This is a genomic window from Aeromonas sp. NJAU223 (assembly GCF_051125555.1).
GTDB lineage: Bacteria > Pseudomonadota > Gammaproteobacteria > Enterobacterales > Aeromonadaceae > Aeromonas > Aeromonas veronii_G.
The window spans coordinates 1,619,498-1,642,546 of the sequence record NZ_CP144204.1; the positions used below are offsets into that span (position 1 = coordinate 1,619,498).

The 23,049-nt window shown below is 59.1% G+C and carries 22 protein-coding genes; 5 read left to right on the top strand and 17 right to left on the bottom strand.

Translation table 11 applies throughout. From position 1 onward, the window contains the following. The first annotated feature begins 64 nt into the window (after nucleotides 1-64). Together rffA and wecC are read left to right on the top strand one after the other, a co-directional pair. On the top strand, nucleotides 65-1,207 hold the full coding sequence (rffA, locus tag VZC39_RS07570; protein ID WP_434667172.1) for a dTDP-4-amino-4,6-dideoxygalactose transaminase: 1,143 nt from the start codon (nucleotides 65-67) through the stop codon (nucleotides 1,205-1,207). A 699-nt stretch (nucleotides 1,208-1,906) separates the two neighbouring features. Continuing rightward, a complete protein-coding gene (wecC, locus tag VZC39_RS07575; RefSeq protein WP_434667175.1) occupies nucleotides 1,907-3,151 on the top strand; it encodes a UDP-N-acetyl-D-mannosamine dehydrogenase in 1,245 nt (414 codons plus the stop codon). Between the two features lie 116 nt (nucleotides 3,152-3,267). On the opposite strand, the gene VZC39_RS07580 is transcribed toward wecC, so the two are convergent. From VZC39_RS07580 to VZC39_RS07615, 8 genes are all read right to left on the bottom strand, one after another. Continuing rightward, a complete protein-coding gene (locus VZC39_RS07580; RefSeq protein WP_434667178.1) occupies nucleotides 3,268-4,176 on the bottom strand; it encodes a class I SAM-dependent methyltransferase in 909 nt (302 codons plus the stop codon). 21 nt (nucleotides 4,177-4,197) lie between these two features. Then, a complete protein-coding gene (gene pseC, locus VZC39_RS07585) occupies nucleotides 4,198-5,331 on the bottom strand; it encodes a UDP-4-amino-4,6-dideoxy-N-acetyl-beta-L-altrosamine transaminase (RefSeq protein ID WP_434667180.1) in 1,134 nt (377 codons plus the stop codon). Next, nucleotides 5,328-6,332, bottom strand: coding sequence for a UDP-N-acetylglucosamine 4,6-dehydratase (inverting) (pseB, locus tag VZC39_RS07590; protein WP_434667182.1), 1,005 nt, complete (start codon nucleotides 6,330-6,332; stop codon nucleotides 5,328-5,330). The genes pseC and pseB overlap by 4 nt, the downstream gene beginning before the upstream one ends. Before the next feature lie 162 nt (nucleotides 6,333-6,494). Continuing rightward, nucleotides 6,495-7,313, bottom strand: coding sequence for a cobalamin-binding protein (locus tag VZC39_RS07595; RefSeq protein ID WP_434668406.1), 819 nt, complete (start codon nucleotides 7,311-7,313; stop codon nucleotides 6,495-6,497). Between the two features lie 19 nt (nucleotides 7,314-7,332). Then, complete coding sequence (locus tag VZC39_RS07600; protein WP_349921795.1) at nucleotides 7,333-8,310, bottom strand: cobalamin biosynthesis protein CobD/CbiB; 978 nt, start codon at nucleotides 8,308-8,310, stop codon at nucleotides 7,333-7,335. Next, entirely contained in the window at nucleotides 8,307-8,999 is a 693-nt protein-coding gene (gene mtnN, locus VZC39_RS07605) for a 5'-methylthioadenosine/S-adenosylhomocysteine nucleosidase (RefSeq protein ID WP_349921796.1), read from the bottom strand. The genes VZC39_RS07600 and mtnN overlap by 4 nt, the downstream gene beginning before the upstream one ends. A gap of 133 nt (nucleotides 9,000-9,132) precedes the next feature. After that, nucleotides 9,133-9,888, bottom strand: a complete 756-nt coding sequence (locus VZC39_RS07610; RefSeq protein ID WP_349921797.1) for a substrate-binding periplasmic protein — start codon at nucleotides 9,886-9,888, stop codon at nucleotides 9,133-9,135. A gap of 77 nt (nucleotides 9,889-9,965) precedes the next feature. Further along, a complete protein-coding gene (locus VZC39_RS07615; protein ID WP_349921798.1) occupies nucleotides 9,966-10,895 on the bottom strand; it encodes a ZIP family metal transporter in 930 nt (309 codons plus the stop codon). Nucleotides 10,896-11,238: 343 nt separating this feature from the next. Between VZC39_RS07615 and VZC39_RS07620 the strand changes: the two genes are divergently transcribed. Further along, a complete protein-coding gene (locus VZC39_RS07620; RefSeq protein WP_434667187.1) occupies nucleotides 11,239-12,870 on the top strand; it encodes a methyl-accepting chemotaxis protein in 1,632 nt (543 codons plus the stop codon). A gap of 115 nt (nucleotides 12,871-12,985) precedes the next feature. On the opposite strand, the gene gloA is transcribed toward VZC39_RS07620, so the two are convergent. The 8 genes from gloA to rsxA all read right to left on the bottom strand — a co-directional run bounded on the left by gloA (nucleotide 12,986) and on the right by rsxA (nucleotide 20,331). Beyond that, nucleotides 12,986-13,399 carry a lactoylglutathione lyase gene (gloA, locus tag VZC39_RS07625; RefSeq protein ID WP_100859804.1) on the bottom strand — a complete coding sequence of 138 codons (414 nt, stop codon included), beginning with the start codon at nucleotides 13,397-13,399 and terminating at the stop codon, nucleotides 12,986-12,988. A gap of 96 nt (nucleotides 13,400-13,495) precedes the next feature. Further along, the gene (nth, locus tag VZC39_RS07630; protein ID WP_349921801.1) at nucleotides 13,496-14,137 is read right to left on the bottom strand and encodes an endonuclease III; all 642 of its coding nucleotides are present in this window, start codon (nucleotides 14,135-14,137) and stop codon (nucleotides 13,496-13,498) included. Nucleotides 14,138-14,154: 17 nt separating this feature from the next. Beyond that, on the bottom strand, nucleotides 14,155-14,910 hold the full coding sequence (locus VZC39_RS07635) for an electron transport complex subunit E (protein ID WP_434668409.1): 756 nt from the start codon (nucleotides 14,908-14,910) through the stop codon (nucleotides 14,155-14,157). Between the two features lie 38 nt (nucleotides 14,911-14,948). Continuing rightward, a complete protein-coding gene (gene rsxG, locus VZC39_RS07640; protein WP_434667192.1) occupies nucleotides 14,949-15,581 on the bottom strand; it encodes an electron transport complex subunit RsxG in 633 nt (210 codons plus the stop codon). 43 nt (nucleotides 15,582-15,624) lie between these two features. After that, the gene (rsxD, locus tag VZC39_RS07645; RefSeq protein ID WP_434667195.1) at nucleotides 15,625-16,677 is read right to left on the bottom strand and encodes an electron transport complex subunit RsxD; all 1,053 of its coding nucleotides are present in this window, start codon (nucleotides 16,675-16,677) and stop codon (nucleotides 15,625-15,627) included. 3 nt (nucleotides 16,678-16,680) lie between these two features. Further along, the gene (gene rsxC, locus VZC39_RS07650; protein ID WP_434667198.1) at nucleotides 16,681-19,176 is read right to left on the bottom strand and encodes an electron transport complex subunit RsxC; all 2,496 of its coding nucleotides are present in this window, start codon (nucleotides 19,174-19,176) and stop codon (nucleotides 16,681-16,683) included. Between the two features lie 2 nt (nucleotides 19,177-19,178). Then, nucleotides 19,179-19,745 carry an electron transport complex subunit RsxB gene (gene rsxB, locus VZC39_RS07655; RefSeq protein WP_434667201.1) on the bottom strand — a complete coding sequence of 189 codons (567 nt, stop codon included), beginning with the start codon at nucleotides 19,743-19,745 and terminating at the stop codon, nucleotides 19,179-19,181. A 4-nt stretch (nucleotides 19,746-19,749) separates the two neighbouring features. After that, nucleotides 19,750-20,331 carry an electron transport complex subunit RsxA gene (rsxA, locus tag VZC39_RS07660; protein WP_349921806.1) on the bottom strand — a complete coding sequence of 194 codons (582 nt, stop codon included), beginning with the start codon at nucleotides 20,329-20,331 and terminating at the stop codon, nucleotides 19,750-19,752. A gap of 112 nt (nucleotides 20,332-20,443) precedes the next feature. Between rsxA and VZC39_RS07665 the strand changes: the two genes are divergently transcribed. Beyond that, nucleotides 20,444-21,340 carry a DMT family transporter gene (locus VZC39_RS07665; protein ID WP_434667205.1) on the top strand — a complete coding sequence of 299 codons (897 nt, stop codon included), beginning with the start codon at nucleotides 20,444-20,446 and terminating at the stop codon, nucleotides 21,338-21,340. Nucleotides 21,341-21,393: 53 nt separating this feature from the next. Further along, complete coding sequence (locus VZC39_RS07670) at nucleotides 21,394-21,591, top strand: hypothetical protein (RefSeq protein ID WP_349921808.1); 198 nt, start codon at nucleotides 21,394-21,396, stop codon at nucleotides 21,589-21,591. Nucleotides 21,592-21,660: 69 nt separating this feature from the next. Here the strand turns inward: VZC39_RS07670 and VZC39_RS07675 are convergent, their stop codons facing one another. Then, on the bottom strand, nucleotides 21,661-22,959 hold the full coding sequence (locus tag VZC39_RS07675) for a methyl-accepting chemotaxis protein (protein WP_349921809.1): 1,299 nt from the start codon (nucleotides 22,957-22,959) through the stop codon (nucleotides 21,661-21,663). Between the last annotated feature and the right edge of the window lie 90 nt (nucleotides 22,960-23,049).

Here is a 23,049-nt window from a genome sequence, read left to right on the forward strand (position 1 = left end):
CCCGCATTCGTTTTATAGGTAATCATGTGGGTGGCAAATATAATAAATGTTGAGGGATGCACCTATGTCATATCCAATTCCGTTTAATAAACCTTACCTGCACGGGCGTGAGTTGGTTTATATTTCTTCATCTGTTGCAAGTGGTAAGATTTCTGGTGATGGTGTATTTACTCATAAATGTCATGACTTTATTAAAAATAGATACAACTTTAATAAAGTACTGCTGACAACTTCCTGTACCGATGCTTTGGAAATGGCGGCAATTTTGCTCAATATCCAGCCGGGTGATGAAGTTATTGCCCCTAGCTATACCTTCGTCTCGACCGTTAATGCATTTGTTTTGCGTGGTGCAAGGATTATTTTTGCTGATTCCTACCCTGATCATCCAAACATTGACCCTAAACAGATTGCCGAGCTTATTACTCCACGAACACGTGCCATTGTAGTTGTTCACTATGCAGGGGTAGCCTGTGATATGGATTCGATTATGCTCCTGGCTGAGAAATATGATATTCCTGTTGTTGAAGATGCGGCCCAGGCGATCGATGCATTCTATAAATCCCGCCCTCTAGGTAGCATCGGATGTTTGTCAACATTCTCATTCCATGAGACAAAAAATATAATTTCAGGTGAAGGTGGTTTGCTAGTTATAAATGATCAACAATATGCAGCACGAGCAGAAATAATCCGAGAGAAAGGGACAAACCGCAGTTCATTCTTTCGCGGTGAAGTCGATAAATATGGATGGGTTGATATTGGTTCCTCATTTCTGCCATCGGATATCATTGCTGCTTATTTGTATGCACAGCTGGAGCAGCTGGAAGAGATACAAAAGCGTAGGCTGGAAATATGGCATCGCTACTTTCAGGCATTAACCCCAGTGGCCGATAAATACGGGTTCAAGCTACCATTTATTCCTGATTATGCCACCAACAATGCTCATATGTTTTATCTGGATTGTGTCAGTCTTCACCAACGTAGTCAGCTGATACAGCATCTGGATTTAGCTGGAATTAAAGCAGTGTTCCATTATCAATCTTTGCATTGCAGCCCCTATTTTCAGGAACTACATGATGGTCGTTTGCTGCCGAATGCTGATCATTTTACCGATTCGGTCGTCCGTTTTCCGATGTATTTCGATTTGTCGAATGATGAGGTTGATTTTATTTGTGAGCAGGTAGTTATCTGTCTTAGCCAAAATAGCTAAATAACTGGCCTACTGATACAGTAGGATATAAAGTATATATAGGCTTAGCTGGACCATTCTAGGGTACTTCCACCGTTTTATGATTGCTATCAGCATAGGGGGGCCAGCTGATATGGCTTGTTGCTATGGTTATTGAGCTATGATTGGGTGCAACGAATTGGTCAGTTATTTCCTATCGATTATAGAGGCGTGAGCTATCAACTTCTTCGAGGTTCACCCATATCGTCGATACGGCTATGCTGATTGTGTTCACAACATTTATTAAAAGCATCATGATGGTTTCTGCTTCAAGGTATTCAGCCGTAATTCGGACGTTGAGATTGCTGTCTGTTCCAACTGCCAGCATAGGTATATGTTGAATTTAATGTTCGTTCTACTATATGTCTACCTGTGTTTTATTTTTAAGTTATGACGCATGGTCAGGGATTAAATAAATTAAAAGTAGTATTTGTTACTGGTTTAAAATAATGACATTTAAGTCGCCCAGGTTCTGGTCTATGATGATACTATTTCTTCCTTTTTCAAGAAACTATCTATCTACTACCGTTCCAACTTTTATAGTGATAGGGGAAATCAGGGAGCGGATTGTTGCCACCGTATTGACAGGAAGTTGATGGCATAACTGAGACCGCCGCTTCTTCGATGTTTTACATAATCGCAGGATGTTAGCCGCGCAGACTTGTACGGAGCTGTAGTAATATGAAATTCGATAGAATATCTATTATCGGACTGGGATATATTGGACTGCCTACAGCGGCAGTGATTGCCAGTAACGGTATTCGCGTCTTTGGTTTTGATATCAACCATGGTACTGTTAATACCATTAACAATGGGAAAATCCACATTGTTGAACCTGGACTTGAAGAATTGGTTCGCCGCGCCGTTGATGATGGTTACTTAACCGCACATACGATACCGCAGCAGGCCGATGTATTCCTTGTCGCTGTACCTACGCCATTTCAAGGGGAGAACAAGGAGCCGGATCTAAGCTTTATCCAACAGGCCGCAATCAGCTTGGCACCATGCCTTAAGCCAGGTAATCTGGTGATTTTAGAGTCCACGTCACCAGTTGGCACGACTGAGAAGATGGCTAATTGGCTATCCGAGGCTCGTCCTGACCTGACATTTCCTCACACGGCAAAAGCGGGGGTTTGTTCGGATGTGAAGGTGGCGTATTGTCCTGAGCGGGTATTACCCGGTCATGTTGTTCGTGAGCTGGTAGACAATGACCGGATTATTGGTGGGTTGGATACAGCTAGTACCGAAGCGGCGATGGTGTTCTATCGACTATTTGTTAAAAATGGTGAATGTATAGCTACGACGGCGCGCACTGCTGAGATGAGTAAACTGGCAGAAAACTCTTTCCGGGATGTCAACATTGCGTTTGCCAATGAGTTATCCTTTATTTGCGACCGTCAGGGGATTGATGTATGGGAGTTAATCTCTCTAGCAAACCGTCATCCAAGAGTTAATATATTGCAGCCAGGGTGTGGGGTTGGGGGTCATTGCATCGCGGTGGATCCTTGGTTTATTGTAAATCAGAATCCAGAACAGGCCAAAATTATTAAACAAGCAAGGTTAGTTAATGATTACAAACCATTATATGTCGTAGAGAAAATTGAGGGCGTGTTATCTGAGATGTCGAGTCGGAAGATTGCCTGCTTGGGTTTGTCATTTAAGCCCAATGTTGATGATCTGCGTGAAAGCCCTGCACTGAATATTACACGTATTTTGGCCGGAGCCCCTCAGAATGAAATACTAGTCGTAGAGCCATATATTTCTGCTTTGCCGCATGAGTTTTCTGATTTTGAAAATGTGCAACTGATGACATTGACGGATGCGCTAGAAAAGGCAGATATAGTCGTACAATTAGTGAACCACCGCCAATTTTCAAGTGTTTCTATAGCATGTGGACAACATGTCAGATATATTAAGTTCTGTTGATCTGCAAGTATAATAGCAAGCATCAGGTTGTTATTTCTATCACTGAATGTATATAGCTTAAAGCCTTGGTGGTTTTATTTTTATCAAGGCTTTCATTTACTTCGCATGAATAAAAATCAAATGTTCTTAACCAGTGCAAAACTCAAACATTCGGAAATATCCATCGTTAGATAAAGCACTCGGTAATCATATTCCACACAAAATTCATGTACTGCTTCGATGACTCCATAGCGGTATTGAGAGCACCAGTTGCCTTGTATGTAGTCGTGGCCAGCGATAATCCCAGTTGATTTTACTTTTCTCGCACAGGCTCTGAGCTCGTCCCGGGTTAATTCATAACTGTGGGTCGTGTCTATATATACCCAGTCAAAGGTTCGATCCGGGAAACTATCCAGTGCCTCTAGCGAGGGTTTGCGGTGAATCATCACCTCGCCATGCTGTTGTTGCTGCTGAAAGTGGCTGTTAACACTTAGGTACAGCGCTTCGCCGTAACGCTCTGAACCCCATATATCAATCAGATGCAGTTTGCTGGGGTGGCATATCTCATATATCTGGCGGCTAAAAGCTCCTGCAGCTACGCCCAGCTCTGCAACAACCCCGTGTTTAGGCAATTGCGCCAGCAGCGACGCTCTATCGGTCAATAGGGTTGCACCTTCGATATGTTGTTGCAATAAAGGAGTTTTTGGCTGCATCGCTTCGCGTTTGGCACGCACTGCTTGCAGGGCGTTTTCATATTCACGGCTGGTCTGCATGACCACCTCGTCAAACGCCTCGACGGGAATCCCCGGTTCTATGCCATAACTGGCCAGCGTCTGGTTTATCTCGTGAACAAAACAGCTTGCGATGACAATTCGGTCGAATTGGATCCCTGCAAGTTGACTGGGGTGATAAATCGGTCTGTTCATCCAGCGTGAACTCTGTTTGGCCGGGTCGCTATCAACAAAACCTAACAGGGTATGGTTCAATGCCAGGGCTGGTAAGAAGTGCAGCGCTTGGGTTGAGGTTCCATAAATGAGAATATGCATAAAGTATCCCGGGGATCGATTTCAGACTGTTGATATCAAATAGGCGTGGATGAGGTCTTGCTGGACAGTGTTCAAAGTTGGAAACAGCGGCAGTGTGATGGCTCCGGCGTAGAACTGTTCAGTATGTGGGTGGGGCATCAGGGCCCTTTTTTGATACCAAGGCTGTTTATAAATCGGCATATAGTGCACGTTGGCACCAATGCCTTTTTCTCGGAGTCTCTGGAACGTTACTGTACGTTGCTCGGGGGACACATGATGAACATAGAGATGGAAAGCGCTGCGTCGTTCTGCACTGAAATAACGGGGCAGACGTTCGGGGGCCAATGTTTCGAAGTAACGATGGGCAATTTCGCTACGCTTGGCGATCCAGCCTTCCAGATTCGCCATCTGGCTCAATCCCAGCGCAGCCTGGATATCCGTCATCCGGTAGTTGAAGCCCAGCATCTGCTGTTCGTAATACCAGGGGCCGTCCGGCTCATTGATGAAGTCGGCTGGTTCCCGGGTTATGCCATGGCTGCGCAGCAGGCGCATGGTTTTGGCCAGGGCGGGGTCGTTGGTCATCGCCATGCCACCCTCACCGGTCGTGATGATCTTCACCGGGTGGAAGCTGAAGACGGTGATATCGCTGTAGCGGCCGTTGCCGGTTGGTTCGTCATGGTAGCGAGCGCCGAGGGCGTGGCAGGCATCTTCGATGATACGAAAGCCATACGCTTGTCCCAGGCGGTAGATCTCTTTCATGTCACAGGGGAGCCCCGCGAAATGCACCGGAATGACCACTTTGGGCAGGCGCCCTTCTTTCTTGGCTACTACCAGTTTTCGTTCCAGCTCCATGGCGCACATATTGCCGGTGTCGGACTCGATATCAACGAAATCTACCTGAGCCCCACAATAGAGAGCGCAATTGGCGGAAGCCACGAAGCTGATGGGAGAGGTCCAGACCCAGTCCCCAGGCCCCACACCCAGCGCTAGACAAGCGATATGCAGAGCGGCAGTACCTGAGTTGACGGCCACGCCGAAGCGGGCGCCACAATAATCGGCGACCGCCTGCTCGAAGTGGGGAACCACCGGACCTTGGGTCAGAAAATCGGATCTCAATACCTCGACGACGGCTTCGATATCCGCCTCGCTGATAGACTGTCTCCCGTACGGAATCATGCCACCACCATCTTGTCGTTCAATGCTTTGAGTTGTTCAATGGTCAGAAAATCGCCGTTGTTGCGAGAGTTATACTCGAATCCTTGCTCAACCAAGTTTCCTGCTTCATTCGTCGCGGTGACGGAAAAGTCGTTGTTGCGGTTATTGAAATTGATGGTAGGGCCGATGATGAAGAAGTCGTCAAACTCGAAGGTGTGATAGGAGTCATCTGCGGGACACATCACTTCATGCAGTTTCTCACCAGGCCGAATACCGATGATTTCCTGTTTTAGCTGGGGAGCCATGGCGGTAGCCAGGTCAGTGATCCGGACCGAAGGCAGTTTGGGGACGAAGATCTCCCCCCCCTTCATGCGGGAGAAGTTGTTGATCACGAAATCGACCCCCTGTTGCAGGGTGATCCAGAATCGGGTCATCTCGGCGTGGGTGATGGGGAGTGCCGTTGCTCCCTGATCAATTCTCTTCTGGAAGAAGGGTACGACCGAACCACGAGAGCCTACCACATTGCCATAGCGTACTACCGCGAAACGGGTGGGATCCTGGCCTGCGATGTTGTTGGCGGCTACAAACAGCTTGTCGGAAGCGAGTTTGGTCGCGCCGTAGAGGTTGATGGGGTTGGCGGCCTTGTCGGTGGAGAGGGCGATGACCTTCTTGACCTGATTGAGCAGCGCGGCCTGAATGACATTCTCGGCCCCGTGGATGTTGGTCTTGATGCATTCCATGGGGTTGTATTCGGCGGCGGGCACCTGCTTGAGGGCTGCCGCGTGGACCACATAATCGACCCCGCGCATTGCCATGGTCAACCGGTTGGCATCCCGCACATCCCCGATGAAGTAGCGCATGCAGGGGGCATTGTACTCTTGCTGCATTTCAAACTGTTTGAGCTCATCGCGTGAGTAAACGATCAGGCGACGGGGCTGATAGCGCTCCAGTATGGTCTGGATAAAGAGCTTGCCGAAAGAGCCTGTGCCACCGGTGATCAGGATCGTTTTCTCATTGAACATAGTGAGCATCTCATTAAAAACAGTGATGAATCATATACTAACAAATAAGGCGCGAGTTTCTTGCAAGAAGAATGTGATCGGCCGAGAAAATGCTGGATTTACAGTTATCGACGTTTGAAGCAAGAAACTTAACCGATATCTCAGGATTGACGGTTATCGGCTTCAGGAATGGGGAGCCGTCTCTTGGATCGCCTGTATTGCCTTGCACACCTGTTCCACCGCATTGAGGGCGCGGGGGGTGAAGCGATGCAGTTCGTCGGGATTGATGAGCTTCAGTTGCCCATGTTTGACGGCGTCCAGCATGGGCCACTGCTGCCAGTGGGTCAGCACGGCGGGATCTTGACTCCCGGCCAGGATGAGGCTCGGATTGGCCTTGATCACCTGCTCCAGCCCTATCTGGGGGTAGGGGGTCTTGGCCCCGGCCGCGACATTGGTGGCACCGCACAGCGCGATGGCCTGGGCCGGCCAGGCCGAGCCGCTGACACTGGTGAGCGGCGGATACCAGAGCTGATAGAACACGGAGACGGGTTTTGGCTGGCCGTATTGCTGTTTCAAGCCATCAAGTCTCGTCATATAGGCATCGGCTTGGGCATTGGCGCCTGGCTCCAATGCGAGCAACTTGCCAAGGCGGCGCATCTCGTCCGCCAGCGAGGCAAAGTCGGTGGGTTCCGAGTAGAAGATGGGGATGCCGAGCTGGGCCACCGGGGCCAGCATGCGGGACTGGGCGGAGCGCCAGGCCACCACCAGATCCGGCTTTTGCGCCAGCAGGGCTTCCAGGTTGATGCTGCGGTAGTTGGCCACCTGGGGTCTGGTCTTCACCTCGGGCGGAAAATCAGAGGCGTCGTCGGTGGCGACGATGCGATCCCCGGCGCCGATGTCGAACAGCAGCTCGGTGAGGTGAGGGGTAAGGCTGATGATGCGCTGGGGGGGCTGGCTCCAGCCGCTCTGCGGCCAGCCGAGCAGGAGCGTCAGAGTGAACAGGGCTTTCACGGCGAATCGATTAACCACGGACAAGCTCCAGGGTGGTGAGCAAGAGTGCCAGCCCCATCCATCCCCAACCGATGAGCGCCAGGCGGTTGAGCAGCCGCAGCGGCAGCCCCGCATCCGGCTCGGCGCCGTCGCCGAGCACGGGGAAGCGCACCAGTTGGCCCTGATAGTAGCGGGGGCCGCCCAGGCGAGTGCTTGTGGCGCTCGCCACCAGGCTGAGCAGGCAGCCCATGGCTGGATAGGGCCAGGGCAGGGCGGCGCGCAGGCGAGCCCCGAGTCCGGGCAACTGGCCGAGGCAGAGCTGGGTGAGCAACAGCGGCAGTGCCAGCAGCAGGATGACCGGGGCGCAGAGTCCCTGATAGAGGGCAGAAGCCGCGCGGCCGAAGTGTTCAAACTCCCTCGATTTCGGGCTCCAGGCCTGGTTCATCAGCTGGGCAAGGCGCCAGAGCAGGGCTCCCTGCACGCCCGCCAGCGCAAACCCCAACAAGGGGCCGGCCCATTGGCCGACCAGACGCAGTGCGCAGGTTTCGCTCACCGCTTTGACGAGTCCCATCACCGACAGACTACCCGTCTCGCGTCTGAGCCAAGGGGCGACTTGCAGCCTGGCGACCACCAGGGTGTCCTGGTTTGCCAGAGCCCGGGTCGCCTTGGCGAGTTCGCGCAAGGGGCGGGATTCGAGCATCAACAGCAGGAACAGGAGGTCGAACAGGGGTTCACTCAGGGAGAGATTGCGCACCGCCCAGAGTCCGGCTGCGCAGGGGAGCCAGACTACCAGCAGGGCCAGCAGACCGGCCTGCCACTGCTGGCGCGGGGAACCGTCGGGGCGATAGACCCGGCGACCCAGTCGTACCAGCAGCGGGAGTACGGCGCCGAGTCGAAAGCGGGCAGGCCAGGGCAGCAGGGCTTCCAGCAGGGCGGCCCCGAGCGCAATGGCCGCGCTCGTCGAGAGCAGCGAGGCGGCCAGAGGCTCCCAGGCGGTGGCGTCGATCACAGCTTGCCGAGCAGTCTGATGATCATCTCGGCGGAGTGCTGGCCTGCCACTTCGATGAAGGCATCGAAGGATTCCACCTGCTCCTTGCCGGCGATGTCAGACATGGCGCGTACCACCAGATAGGGCACCTTGAACATCTGGCACACCTGGCCGATGGCGGCCCCTTCCATCTCCACCGCCAGCATCTGGGGGAAGTCGGCGCGAGCTTTCGCAATCGCTTCTGGCTTGCACATGAACTGATCACCGGTGCAGATGAGGCCAATCTTGGTCTGGTGCTTGCCCTGTTCGCCGATGCAGGATTCGGCCAGCGCGATCAGCTTCTCGTCGCAGGGGAAGGCGGCGGGTTGCTGGGCCATCTGCCCCATCTCGTAGCCGAAGGCGGTGACATCCACGTCGTGGAAGCGCATTTCGCTGGCGATCACCACGTCACCGATGTGCAGATCCTGGTCGAAGCCGCCGGCGGAGCCGGTGTTGATGACGCAATCCGGGGCAAACTTCTCCAGCAGCAGGCTGGTAGCGACGCTGGCGGCGACCTTGCCGATGCCGGAGCGGGTCAGGATCACCTCTTTACCGGCGAGCCGCCCCTGATAGAACTCGCAGCCGCCCAGTTGCAGGGTGCGGGGTTCGCTAAGCTGACTACGCAGCAGGGCGACTTCCTGCTCCATGGCGCCGATAATACCTACTTTCATCCTCTACCTCGTCTGTCTCGTGTCTGCACTATGGTGGACGGCACTCGAGGGCCGCCTTGCTTGGCGCGGATGATAACAAATGTTGTCGATGTCGCCGAGCATTGAGCGGCGCGAATGGCTGATTGCGGGAAAATCAATCGTAGCGGGCCGCCAGGGCTGCCAGCTCCCCCCGGCTGGCGAGCCGTTGCAGGGTGTCGCCAAACAGCTTGAGCCGCTCAGGGGAGCTCTGGCGGTGGAACAGGATGTAGAAGGGAGTCTCCTCCATCACCCTGGGCAACAGGCGTATCTGGGTATCCAGCCGATGTTCACGAAGGTCTGATTCGAACCCCGGGGAGCGGTAATAGAAAAAACGCCCCCGTTTCATCAGCAGCTTGTCGTAGTTGGCCTCGCTGCTGATCCCGCCGCTGTCGATGCGAAGGTCACCGATAGCTTGCAACCGTGCGATGGCGCCGCTGCCATGGTTGATGAGAATGACCCCGTCCCGGCCAAGAGCCCTGACATCTTCCCAACTCCGGATCTCGACATCATCGTCGCGGCGCACTGCCAGGTGATAGCGCACCGTGAAAATGGCGGGACTGAGGTAGCTGAAGTCGCGGCGCCGCTGCGGGTTGTCTCCCACGCCGCAGATGAAGTCCAGCTGGCCGTAGAGCACCTTTTTCTCCAGTCGCCGCAGGGGTAGAAAGGCCTGATCCCCGACAATGCGCAGGGCAGGCTCCTCTTGCTCCATCAGCCGAAACAGGTCGACGCAGATCCCGCCTACCCGGCCATCGGATTGGCGCAGATACTTGGGGGCCGAATCGGATTGGGCCGCGGTGCGGTAATACTCGATGGCACCGGCCTCGCCGCCCATCAGCAGCAGGCACAGCAGCCCGGCCATCCTGACCCTCATTCCGTCCACTCCCTGGCAAGTCACAGCCCTCAGGGGCTGCGTGGTGGCTAGATATTAGGTGAGAGATCAGTGCCTTATCAACCCAGCGCGGTGTCGAGGGTCATCATCAGGGCAAAGCCCGCCATCAACCCCAGGGTGGCATAGGTCTGGTGACCGTTGCGATGAGTCTCGGGGATCACCTCGTGGGAGACCACGAACAGCATGGCGCCGGCGGCGAGCCCCAGACCTATGGGGTAGGCGATGGCCATGCCGCTGGCGAGCCCGACCCCGAGCAGGGCCCCCAGGGGCTCAAGCAGGCCACTGCCGATGGCGACCAGCACGGCGAGAGAGGGGCGAAAACCGGCGGCGCACATGGCCAGCGCCACCGCCAGCCCTTCCGGAATGTCCTGCAGGGCGATGGCGGTGGTGAGCGGCAGGCCCACCGCCATATCCCCCTGGGAGAAGCTGACCCCGATGGCCATGCCTTCCGGCAGGTTGTGCAGGGCGATGGCAAATACGAACAGCCAGACCCGGGAGCAGCTCTCGTGACCGGGGCCGCAGGGGCCTGTCTTGTCATGTTCATGAGGGGTGAACTGATCCAGCCCCAACATCAGCAAGACACCGAGGGTCATGCCGGTCACCACCACGGCGGCGGCGAGAAAGCCGTCCCCCGTGATCCCCTCGGCCGCCTCGAGCCCGGGCAACAGCAGCGAAAATGCGCTGGCGGCCAGCATCATGCCGGCGGCAAAGCCCAGCATGCCATCCTCCACCCGCTGGGGGACGGATCGCAAAAACAGCGCAGGCAAGGCGCCCAGCGCCGTGGCGGCAAAACCGGCGACCCCGCCGATGAGGCCATAGCGGGCCCCCGGGCTGATGTCCCCCGCCAGCAGCATGACGAGGCTTTGCAGCAGGAGCAGCAGCACGGCCAGCAGGGCGATGAGCAGGCCGAGGGCGGTGAGGGGACGGGCCTGGATCTGCTCGCGAAGCTGGGTGGTCCAGGAGGGGGAGAGGGTTGATACGTTATCCATGGGCAGACCTTGAGACGAGGAAAAGAGCGGACTCCATTACATCCTCGGCGGGGCCCTTTGTCCACGGCATCGGGGCGATTGCCACAATCTGCTCAAGTTTGGTGACCGCCGGTCGATGTTGTGCCGGGCGCCCCGAACGGTGCAGACCTCTGAAAGGGTTCCGTCGCAACGAAAGGCGATGAGGGCCATGGGGGTCTTGTGGTAAGGTGCCGCCCCTGCGAGCGCCGCTTCCCTTGTCGCTCGCGCTTTTTTATCTCCCGTCAGGACGCTTCGGGCCATCGTTTACAGGGACGTGATCGCCATCGTGCACCTGCTTGTCAGCAGTCGAGGATCACCAACCAAGATGTCTTATAAAAATCTCTCCATCGGCAAGAAGATTGCCGTGGTCTTTTCGGTCATTGCCGTCATCAATGTGATATTCGGTCTCTTTCTCGCCAGCGAGCTGCGCGGCATCAGGGATCGGGTGCTGAACTTCACCGATTCCACCCTGCCCAGCGTCATCTCGGTGGAGAATCTGCTCTACGACGTCTCCTATGTTCGTCGCGCCCAGTTTGCCTTGCTGATGATCGACGATGTGGCCGATCTGCAGGCTCGCCGTGGCCGCATTCAGGACAGCATCGGCAAGGTCGAGCGCGCCCTGAGTGCCTACGAGGCGACGGTGGGGGCGGCTCACGAGCGTCAGGCGTTCAACCGTGCCAAGCAGCACTGGCAGCAGTATCTGCGCCAGGTCAACCAGATCGATGTGCTGCTGTCTCAGGGCAACCTGGTTCAGGCGAAGGAGGCGTTGTTCCAGTCCAATGCCGCTTACAGCGATCTAGAACAGTCGGTCAATGCCCTGGTGGACGTGAACCTCGGCTTCGTGCAGGAGAACCGGGGCAGCCTGCTCGGCAGCGTCACCATGGTGACCACCTCCGCCACCCTGAGTATCGGGGCCTTGCTGCTGTTCATGGGGGTGATGACCTGGTTCCTGACCCGCCAGATCTGTCTGCCGCTCCATGCGGTGGTGGCTCAGGCCAATGCCATTGCCGCCGGCGATCTCACCCATCAGCTGGATCGCCAGCACATCGGCCAGGATGAGCTTGGCATGCTGGCCAAGGCCTCCCTCAAGATGCAGGACAACCTGCGGGGTCTCATCGAGGAGGTGGTGGCCGCAGTGACCCAGCTCGGCGCCGCCATCGAGGAGGTGAGTACCGTCTCCGAGCAGTCGGCGCAAGGGATCCAGAGCCAGCAACAGGAGATCGCCATGGTGGCGACCGCCATGGCCCAGATGAAGGCGACGGTGGCCGACGTGGCGGGCAATACCGAGGTGGCATCCGAGTCAGCCAGCTCCGCCAATGCCCTGGCCAGACAGGGCAATCGTGAGGTGCAGGGGGCCCTGGTGGCCATCACCCGGGTGGCCGAGGAGATGGAGCAGGCCGGTACCCTGGTGGCCGAGCTGGAGCGGGAATCGGCCCAGATCAACGTGGTGGTGGACGTCATTCGCGGCATCGCCGATCAGACCAATCTGCTGGCGCTGAACGCCGCCATCGAGGCGGCCCGGGCGGGCGAACAGGGCCGTGGCTTTGCGGTGGTCGCCGATGAGGTACGCACCCTGGCGGGTCGCACCCAGGCCTCCACCGGCGAAATCGTCGCCATCATCGAGACCTTGCAGGCCCGCGCCAATCAGGCGAAAGCGGTGACCGGCCAGAGCTGCGAGATGATCCGTCAGTGCGTGAGCCAGAGCGAGCAGACCAGCGACGGCATCCAGCAGATCGAGGTGGCGGTGGGGCAGATAGCCGACATGGCCATTCAGATCGCCAGCGCCTGCGGTGAGCAGGATGCGGTCTCCGACGAGCTCGGCCGCAACGTGGAGCGGATCAATGACTCTTCCAATGAGGTGGCGAGCGGCGCCGATCACACCGCCCGTGCCTGCCTGGAGCTGAGCCAGCTGGCGGCCGGTCTTCGCCAGACCATCGGCCGCTTCCGTCTGGCGTGATGCCAGGCATCGATTGCCGAGACTCGGTGCGCCCCGATGTCGGGCGCACCGGGGAGCTGGCAGATAAAAAAACGGGGCCAATGGCCCCGTTTCTTTATCTCTGGCAAGCGGTGGGTCAGACGCTCTCGCCCAGACCCGCGCCCGCATCCTTCTTGGCGATCAGCTCAATCTTGTAGCCGTCCGGGTCTTCAACGAAGGCGATGACGGTGGTGCCACCCTTGACCGGGCCCGGCTCGCGGGTGATCTTGGCGCCGGCGGCACGCAGGGCCTCGCAGGTGCCATAGATGTCGTCCGCTTCCAGGGCGATGTGACCGTAGGCGGAGCCCAGCTCGTACTCGCTGACGCCCCAGTTGTAGGTCAGCTCGATGACGGCTTCATCCTTCTCGTCGCCGTAACCGACGAAGGCCAGGGTGTACTTGTACTCGCTGTTCTCGCTCTTGCGCAGCAGCTTCATGCCGAGCACCCGGGTGTAGAAGTCGATGGAGCGTTGCAGATCGCCGACGCGTAACATCGTGTGCAGAATTCTCATTGCTTGCCTCTCCAGGTTGGTTATTTGTACTGATTGAGATTCATTCTATGAAATAAAATATCGTTAAAGGCGAGGTGGAAGCACATGCCTCGATACCTAGCTCTCCGGGTAGACTTTTTCTTTGTACTCACACAAGTCCTCGATGATGCAGGATCCGCAGCGAGGCTTGCGTGCCAGACAGGTGTAGCGGCCGTGCAGGATCAGCCAGTGATGCACATCCAGCTTGAACTCGGCGGGCACCACCTTGAGCAATTTCTCTTCGACCTGATCCACGTTCTTGCCCACCGCGAAACCGGTGCGGTTCGATACCCGGAAGATGTGGGTGTCGACGGCGATGGTGGGCCAGCCGAAGGCGGTGTTGAGCACCACGTTGGCGGTCTTGCGTCCCACTCCGGGCAGGGCTTCCAGGGCTTCGCGGTTTTCCGGCACCTCGCCGCCATGGCGCTCCAGCAGGATGGCGCAGGTCTTGATGACGTTCTCGGCCTTGGTGTTGAACAGGCCAATGGTCTTGATGTAGTGCTTCACTCCGTCCACCCCGAGGGCCAGCATGGCGGCCGGGGTATTGGCCACCGGATAGAGCAGGGCGGTGGCCTTGTTGACGCTCACGTCGGTGGCCTGGGCCGACAGCAGGACGGCGATAAGCAGCTCGAACGGCGAGTTGAAATGGAGCTCTGTGGTGGGGTGGGGATTGTCATCCCGCAGTCGCTCCAGAATTTCTCTGCGTTTTTGGTTGTTCATTGCTCTCGAATCTGTGTTTAAAGCTCTGTGGCTCGGGCGCCGGGAGCGGGCACGGCGCAGTGGGCCTTGTCGGCATTGTGCTTGCGGCCCAACCGATCGTTGATGGCATTCTTGCCGGCGATGAGCAGCCCCAATCCGATGAAGCCACCCGGCGGCAAGATGGCCAGCAGCAGGCTGGCATCGGCGTGGAACAGCTCGATGCGCAGTGACTTGGCCCAGTCCCCCAGCAGCAGATCCGCCCCGTCGAACAGGGTGCCCATGCCGATGATCTCCCGCAAGCCCCCCAGCACCAGCAGCACCAGGGTGAAGCCGAGCCCCATCATGAAGCCGTCGACCGCCGCCAGCAGGGGCGGGTTCTTGGAGGCATAGGCTTCGGCCCGGCCGATGATGACGCAGTTGGTGACGATCAGCGCGATGAAGATGCCCAGCGACTGATAGAGGCCATAGGTGTAGGCGTTCATCAACAGCTGCACGCTGGTCACCAGGGCGGCGATGATCATCACATAGATGGGGATACGGATATCCTTGGGCACCAGGTTGCGCACCAGGGAGACGGCAAGGTTGGAGCCGACCAGCACCACCAGGGTCGCCAGGCCAAGCCCCAGGGCATTGGTGAAGGTGGAGGAGACCGCGAGGGTCGGGCAGAGCCCCAGCACCTGCACCAGAGAGGGGTTGTTCTTCCACAGCCCCTGCAGCATCAGCTCCTTGAGCTCTTCACGGCGGGCATTGCCCTCGGCCGGGGAGGCCGTGTCAATCACGTCCACCTGTTCCATGGACTCTTGCATTGTCTGTTGCATGGTTGGCTCCGGCATCATGAGGCTGCGTCGCAGGCGGGGGCATCCCGCAGCAGCTCGGGGTGTTCCTGTTGCAGGCGCAGCAGGTTCTTCACCGCCTTGACCACGGCGCGAGGGGTGATGGTGGCGCCGGTGAAGGCATCAAACTCGCCCCCATCCTTCTTCACCGCCCAGGCCGCGTCATTGTCTGCATTGAGGGTACGGCCGACGAAGCTGTCGATCCAGCGGGATTTTTTCAGCTCGATCTTGTCGCCAAGCCCCGGGGTCTCCTTGTGGGCCAGCACGCGCACCGCGCTGACCGTCCCCTTGGCGTCGGTGCCGACCACCATGCGAATGGCGCCGCTGTAGCCGTCGGGGGCGATGGTCTCCAGCGCGTAGCCGGTGGGCTCCCCCTTGAGCGTCGCGCTGTAGAGGGGCATGGGCTGGTCGCTGCCGAGGTATTCACGGCTGGTGACCAACTTGCAGCTGGCGACCAGATCGTTGTCATAGCTTCCCTCCGGCAGCAGGGCCGAGAGGATGCGCAGCTTGTCGAGCTGCTGCTGGTGAGCGATGCGATCCTTGGTGAGCTCGTTGGTGAGCACCACCATGGCGGTGCAGGCGAGGGCGAACAGGGCCAGCGTGACGCCGTTTTTGCGCATGCTCTTTAACATGGAATTGCCCCCATGGCACGGGTTGGAGAGAGAAGAGGTCGGGTCATTTGCGGCGCGCTCCGTAGACCTTGGGCCGGGTCAGGCTGTCGATGAGGGGCACGCACAGGTTGGCCAGCAACACCGCGAAGGCGAAGGCGTCCGGGTAGCCACCGAAGCGGCGGATGAGGTAGACCAGTACCCCTATCATGATCCCGTAGACGATCCGGCCTCGCGGTGTCGTGCTGGCGCTCACCGGATCCGTGGCGATGAAGAAAGCCCCCAGCATGGTGGCGCCGCTGAACAGGTGCAGCATGGGAGTAGCGGTGGCATCTGGCGTCGCCAGATATCCCAGGGTGGCCGAGAGCAGCAGGGCGCCCAGCACGGCCACCGGAATGCGCCAGTGGATCACCTTCTGCTGCAACAGGAACAGGCCCCCCAGCAGGTAGCCGAGGTTGACCCAGCTCCAGCCGATGCCGCCCCAGCCCTCGAAGACCTTGTGGGTCATCACCTCGGTGGCGGTGAGGCCCTGGGTCAGACCTGTCTTCAGGGTGTCGAGCGGGGTCGCCATGGTCAGGCCATCCACCCCCTGCTTGAGCTGCAGCATGCTGTAGCCATCGAGGCTGAAGCCGGTGAAGATCACCGAGACCGCATCCCCGAAGCCAATGCCGTAGGCGGCGATGCTGGCGGGGGGGAGCCAGCTGGTCATCTGCACCGGGAAGGAGACCAGCAGCAGCACATAGGCCACCATGGCCGGGTTGAACAGGTTCTGACCGAGGCCGCCATAGAGGTGCTTGGCGATGATGATGGCAAAAGCCGTGGCCAGTACCAGCATCCACCAGGGCAGCAGGGGCGGCAGGGAGAGCCCGATGAGCACGGCGGTGAGGGCCGCGCTGCCGTCCAGCAAGGCCGGTTTCACGGGGCGGCCACGCAGTGTCAGCACCAGTGCCTCCGAGGCCAGCGCCGTCACCAGCGCCAGCACGATCTGAATCAGGGTACCCCAGCCGAAGAACCAGGTTTGCGCCAGGAAACCGGGCAGGCAGGCCAGGATCACCAGCAACATCAGAGTCTGGGTCTGCTTGCGGTTATGGGCAAAGGGCGCAGTCGCGATATTGAACATGGATCAATGGCTCTTGTCTGAAAGTGGGTCTGGCTCGGTCTGGCCTTTCGCGGCGGCCTCGGCTGCCAGTTTTTTGGCCTTGGCACGGGCGATGGCAGCGGCGATGGCCGCTTTCTTGGGGTCGACCTCGGCTACGGGTTCATCCGCTGCAGGAGTGGGTTCCACCACGACAGTATCGGCATCGGACTCCGAAGCCTGGGCCGCCTTCTTGGCCTTGGCCCGGGCGATGGCGGCTGCGATGGCCGCTTTCTTGGGATCGACCTCGGCTGCGGGTTCATCCGCTGCAGGGGCAGGCTCCACCACGGCAGTCTCGGCATCGGACTCCGAAGCCTGGGCTGCCTTCTTGGCCTTGGCGCGAGCGATGGCGGCGGCGATGGCCGCTTTCTTGGGATCGACCTCGGCTGCGGGTTCATCCGCTGCAGGGGCGGGTTCCATCACGGCAGTATCGGCATCGGACTGCGAAGCCTGAGCCGCCTTCTTGGCCTTGGCACGGGCCAGGGCGGCTGCGATGGCCGCTTTCTTGGGGTCGACCTCGGCCGCGGGTTCATCCGCTGCAGGGGCGGGTTCCACCACGGCAGTCTCGGCATCGGACTCCGCCGCTTGTGCCGCCTTCTTGGCCTTGGCGCGGGCGATGGCGGCTGCGATGGCCGCTTTCTTGGGATCGACCTCGGCTGCGGGTGTATCCGCTACAGGGGCGGGTTTAACCACGGCGGCATCGGGCTCCGAAGCCTGGGCTGCTTTCTTGGCCTTGGCGCGAGCCAGGGCGGCGGCGATGGCCGCTTTCTTGGGATCAACCTCGGCGACGGGAGCACTCTCCCGGGCCTCGGCGGCCAGGTTCTGCACTCCCTCTGCCGCTTCGGCCGCCTTGGCAGCGCGGCGGGCCAGTGCCTCCTGTTTGCGCGCCTCCCGGGCCGCAGCCATATCCGCATTGTCCGGTCTGAGATCCGATGGGGCTGCGCCGTCGGCCGCCTCCTGCTTGGCCTTGAGACGGGCCAGGGCGGCGGCAACGGGGTCGTCGCCCCCCGCCTTGGTCATGGCCTGACGGCGCTGGGCGGCGGCCTCGGCGTGACGAGCCTCGCGGGCGGCCTTCTCCCGTTCGAAACGCGCCTGCTTGGCCTCGAAGCGCAGCTTGGCGCGCTCGGCCTTCTCGGCCTCGGCACGGGTCTCGCGGATATCGTCCTTGGCAATCTTGTAGTACTGCACCAGGGGGATCTCGCTCGGGCAGACCCAGGCGCAGGCACCGCACTCGATGCAGTCGAACAGGTTGAGCCCCTCCGCCTTGTCATACTCCTTGACCCGGCTGTACCAGTAGAGCTCCTGGGGCAGCAGGTTGGCGGGGCAGGCATCAGCACAGGCGCTGCAACGGATGCAGGCCTGCTCGGGGCCGGGTGGCGGCAGCTCGGCCCGGGTGGGGGAGAGCAGGCAGTTGGTGGCCTTGACCACGGGTACCATGGCGTGGGGCAGGGTGAAGCCCATCATGGGGCCCCCCATGATGACCCGCTGATCCGCCTCCGGCTGCAGTTCGAAGCGCTGCAACAGCCAGCGTACCGGGGTGCCGAGGCGCACCCAGGCATTGCCCGGTTGCTTGAAGGCATCGCCGGTGAGGGTAACGATGCGCTCGATCAAGGGCTCACCGTCGATGATGGCGCGCTTGATGGCAAACACGGTGGCGACATTGAGCACCATGATGCCCATGTCCACGGCGCGCCCGCCCTTGGGCACCTGGCGACCGGTGAGCAGCTCTATGGTTTGCTTGGCGCCGCCGGAGGGGTATTTGGTGGGCACCGACTTGACCAGCACGTCCTCATCGGTGGCGTGCGATGTCAAGGCTGCGATGGCGGCGGGCTTGTTGTCCTCCACCCCGATCAGGGTGAGTTTGGGCTTGAGCAGGTGCTTGAGCACCCGGATACCGTCCAGGATCTCGTCCGCGTACTCCTGCATCAGCCGGTCATCGGTGGTGATGTAGGGCTCACACTCCAGGCCGTTGACGATGAGGATCTCGGTGAGCTGACCGCGGCCATCGAGCTTGCTGTGGGTCGGGAACACGGCGCCGCCGAGGCCCGCGATGCCGGCCTGCTGGATGCGCTCGAGCAACTCGCCACGCTCCAGGTTCCAGTAATCGGGACGCCCGTCCCGTGGCCCCCAGGCATCCTCGCCATCCGGGGTGAGCAGCACGCAAAGATCGTCGAGCCCCGAGGGGTGCGCCACCGTATGGGGTTCGATGGCGGTGACGGTCCCCGAGGTGGAGGCGTGCACCGGCACGATGCGGCCCTTGTCATAACGGGTCAGGGGCTGGCCCTTCTTGACCCTGTCACCCACCTTGACCAGCAGATCGCCGGCGGGGCCCGCGTGCTGGCGCACCGGTATGATGAGCTGGGGCGGCAGGCCCGCCTGGACCACAGGGGTCAGGCTGGACTGGTGTTTGTTCTCGGGAGGATGAATGCCGCCGTGAAAATCCCAGAGGGAACCGGCTTTGATACGTTCGAGCAAGGAATGCATGGTTACTCCACTATCTTGACCGGAATGGTGACCTTGGCCAGATCCCATTTCCAGTTATCGACCGTGGTCGGAACCGGGATCATTTCGATACAGTCGGTCGGGCAGGGGTCGACGCAGAGATCGCAACCCGTGCACTCGCTGGTGATGACGGTGTGCATCGCCTTGGTGGCGCCGAGGATGGCGTCGACCGGGCAGGCCTGGATGCACTTGGTGCAACCGATGCACATGTCCTCGTGAATGAAGGCAACCTTCTTGACGGGCACGGCGGCCTCGTCACCGCCGCCAAGGGGTAGGGGCTCGACCCCCATCAGATCCGCTATCTTGCGCATGGTGGCATCGCCACCAGGCACGCACTTGTTGATCTGATCGCCGTTCGCCAGTGCCTCGGCGTAGGGCTTGCAGCCCGGGTAGCCACACTGGCCGCACTGGGTCTGGGGCAGCAGGGCATCGAGCTGATCGACGATGGGATCGGCTTCCACATGAAACTTGACGGCGGCAAATCCCAGAATGATGCCGAAGGCCAGGGCCAGCAGGGCCAGCACCAGAATGGCAAAGAGTATATGAGTCATAGGGCTAGATCTTGATGAGGCCGGTAAAGCCCATGAAGGCAAGCGACATCAGGCCGGCGGTGACCATGGCGATGGAGACGCCGCGAAATGGGGCCGGCACGTCGGCGGCCACCAGGCGCTCACGCATGGCGGCAAACAGGATCAATACCAGGGAGAAGCCGCAGGCGGCGCCGAAGCCGTAGATGATGCTCTGCATGAAGTTGTGGTGTTCGTTGATGCTGAGCAGGGCCACGCCGAGGACGGCGCAGTTGGTGGTGATGAGGGGCAGGAAGATGCCGAGCAGGCGATAGAGGGTGGGGCTGCTCTTGCGGATAACCATCTCGGTGAACTGCACCACCACGGCGATCACCAGGATGAAACCCAGGGTACGCAGATAGGCGATATTCAGCGGGATCAGGATATAGTGCTCCATCAGATAGGAGCAGGCGCTGGCCAGCGTCATGACGAAGGTGGTGGCCAGACCCATGCCGATGGCGGTTTCCAGTTTGCCAGAGACCCCCATGAAGGGGCAGAGGCCGAGAAACTTCACCAGCACGAAGTTGTTGATCAGCACGGTGCCGACCAGTAAAAGCAGGTACTCAGTCATTGAAGATGGGTTATCCGGTGTGAAGGCGGCCGTATTATCTGATTTTAGGTGCCTTTAGACAACCGCAAGGCGGCATGGTTATTATTCAAAATGCCAGTTCATGGAGGAAGTGGTGCGTCCTTTACCTATTTTTGCCCTGACCCTGGCCATGTTGCTCTGGTCCAGTTCCTTCATCGCGCTCAAGCATGTGCTGGAGGTCTGGTCATTCGGCCAGGTGTTGTTCATGCGGATGCTGGTGGCCGCCTGCTGCTGGCTCCTGTGCTACCGCTGGCTCGGTGATTTTCATTATCAAAAAGGGGATTGGCGCTGGCTGGCGCTGATGGGGGCGCTCGAACCCTGCCTTTATTTCTTGCTGGAGGTCAATGCTTTGCGCTACACCAGCGCCGGTCAGGCGGGCATGGTGTGCGCCCTCCTGCCACTGATGGTGGCTCTGGTGGCGTTCGTGCTGCTCAAAGAGCGGGTGAGTCGGCGCCAGTTGCTCGGCTTTGGCATCGCCATCTTCGGCATCGCCCTGCTGGGGCTGGGCGGTGAAGCAGATGAATTTGCTGCCAATGCCTTGCTCGGCAACAGTCTTGAGATGGGAGCCATGCTCTGCGCCGCCACTTATTCTGTGGTGTTCAAGAAACTCTCCAGCCGTTACGGCGTCATGACGCTCACCGCCCTGCAGGCCTTCGTCGGTACCCTCTTCTTCGCGCCCTTCGCCTTTTCTGCCCCCTGGCCCGCCGACTGGGCCTGGCAGGGCATGGCGGTGATCCTCTTCCTCGGCGCCTTCGTGACGCTCGGCGCCTATCTGCTCTACAACTGGTCGGTGACCCAGGTGAAAGTGACCCTGGCGGCGGCTTACGTGAACCTCATCCCGGTCTTCACCCTGCTGCTCGCCTACCTGTTGCTGGGGGAGACCCTGAACGCCCTGCAATGGGTCGCCTGCGCCGCCGTGCTGGTCGGCATCGGGGTGGGCCAGCTACCGGTACGGCGTCCTCAAGGGGCTGTGGTCACCACAGATCCCTGAGCGCTGACATCGGCTACAGTCTGAGGCAGGCGCTGATCTGTGAGGAGTCGATGATGAGCGAGATGAGGTTACTGGCGAGGGCACAGGCGCTGCTCGGCCACCATCCCTTCACCTTGGCCGATGCCAGAGCGCTGGAGGCATTGGAAGAGGAGGCCGTGGGGGAGGAGGGGCTCTGCATCGCCGGGCTGTGGGACGCCGCCTTGCAACAGGCCGATGAGGAGGCCAGGCACTATCTGTCGGGGGAGGATTGAGCGTTCTTCGCCATCTGCATGAAAAAGAGACGGGGCCAGGCCCCGTCTCTTTTTTAAAAGGCCAGCCCCTTAGATGGAGAGGCTCTTGACGGTGTCGGAGACAGAGTTGGCATCCTCGATGATCTCCTTGATGACCGAGGAGATGATGTTGGCCTGATCCTGCCCCGCCACCGCCTTGTCGGAGACGATGGAGACGGTCTGGGTGATGCGGGAGGTGATCTCGGAGTTGTGCTTGATGACGGAGACGATCTCGTTGGTGGAGCTGGAAGTTCTGGCGGCAAGCTGCCGCACTTCGTCCGCCACCACCGCAAAGCCGCGGCCCTGCTCGCCAGCCCGGGCCGCCTCGATGGCGGCGTTCAGCGCCAGCAGGTTGGTCTGATCCGCGATGCCGCTGATGGTGGAGATGATGGACTCTATGCTGCGGGATTGCTGGTTGAGCTGTTCTATCTGCTGGCTGACTTCCCCCACCGAGGTGTTGATGTGGCGGGAGGTCTCCAGCACCTTGTCGATCACCTCCCGCCCCTTGGCGGCGCTCGACACGGTTTCACTGGCAATGGCACATGCCTTCTGGGCCGCGGCCCGGGTAGAGATGGACTTCTCGATCCGCTCGGTGATGTCGCTCGCCAGCTTGATGATTTTGACCACCTTGCCCTCGTGATTGAAGATGGGGTTGTAGGTCGCCTCCAGCCAGATCTTCTCGCCCCGATGACCGATGCGCATGAAGAGGCCGGACTTGATGTCCCCTGACCCGAGATCCCGCCAGAAGTTGGGGTTCTTCTGATAAAACTCGGGCTCGCAGAACTGGCGGTGATGCTGGCCGACCACCTCTTCCAGCCGGTAGCCGAAGCAGCGCAGGAAGTTCTGGTTGGCGGTGATGACGGTGCCGTCCGGCTGGAAATCGATGACGGCGAGGGACTTGTCGAGCGCCGCCAGCAGGGCCTGGGTCCGTTCGAGGGAGGATTGCTGCTGGGTCACATCAGAGGCCACCTTGGCGACCCGGATGACCCGTCCCTCGACGACGATGGGAAAGTAGGTCGCCTCCAGCCAGACGGCCTTGCCCGACTTGGATTGGCGGATGAAGCGGCCACTGCGAAACGCGCCACCGCGCAGATCCTGCCACAACTTCTCATATTCGGGCGTCTTGACGTCCTCGGGGAAGCAGAGGGCGCTGTGATGCTTGCCGATCACCTCCTCACGGTTGAATCCCACTATCTGCAGGAAGAGGTCGTTGACGAAGGTGACGATGCCCGCCGGGGTAAACTGGATATAGGGTACCTGAGACTGGATGGCATGCTCGAAGGCGCTCAACTCCGCCATCTTCGCCACCTGTTCACTCGCCTCTTTGCTTGTCTTGCGATTCCAGAACATATGGAACTCCTCCATGAGATCCTTGAATGGGGTCATAACGGTTATTTGAGCTTGTTAACAATAGCGGCAATCTTCGGGAAAGCTGAATAT